The following is a 662-nucleotide window of genomic DNA, read 5'->3' as shown; positions in this document are numbered from 1 at the left end:
TGATTGCCGTATTTAATTACAATGTCAGGGAAAGAGTTTTTAATATCATAATCTTTACTATAGTATTCATAATTTACACCATTTAAAGTCGGGTTTTTGCTTCAAATTTTTACTTTGTCGTAAAATGCTTGAACATTATTTTTGTATTTTTCTTTAAATACATTTTTTAGTGCACTTAAAATAATTTCTTCATTATGACTGTCTAAATAATGTTTATATTTTTCTTTTTCATCAATGAAAAACGTGTTTTGATAGGCGTAATTTAATTTCGCTTCATCAAATTCATTGTCAAAGGCAAAATGTAAGTCATTATTTATTCATTGATATTCATTGCTTGGTAAAGAGTTTTGTTTAGACAATATAAATTCTTTTTCGTGCTGACTTCTTTTGTATTTATTTATTTGTTCTTTATGAATTTGTTTAATTTGACTAATGTAAAGATAACTAATTACAAATCAAATTAGATTAGCTGAAATATATTCAGGTTTATTAGGATCATCGATAAATGTTGATTTTATTCATTTATTAATGTTGTATTTTGTTGTATCAATAAAATATGTTTTGTTTGTATATAAAAAATTTTCAATGTATAGCTCTAGCTCAATTGAATTAGTGATTTTATCTTGGTCATTAATTTTTCTAAAATCTTCATTTTTGTCATT

Annotated in this window: 1 protein-coding gene; it reads right to left on the bottom strand. The window is 23.0% G+C overall.

What is annotated here, in order from left to right; translation table 4 throughout:
• On the bottom strand, nt 1-662 hold a 662-nt coding region (locus tag NXS15_RS03745), incomplete at both ends, for a hypothetical protein (RefSeq protein ID WP_396888612.1).

It is taken from the genome of Mycoplasma sp. CSL7475-4 (assembly GCF_024834065.1).
Classification (GTDB): Bacteria; Bacillota_I; Bacilli_A; order Mycoplasmatales; family Metamycoplasmataceae; genus Mycoplasmopsis.
The sequence above is the reverse complement of the archived record's forward strand: the minus strand, read 5'-3'. Positions and strand labels throughout refer to the sequence as shown.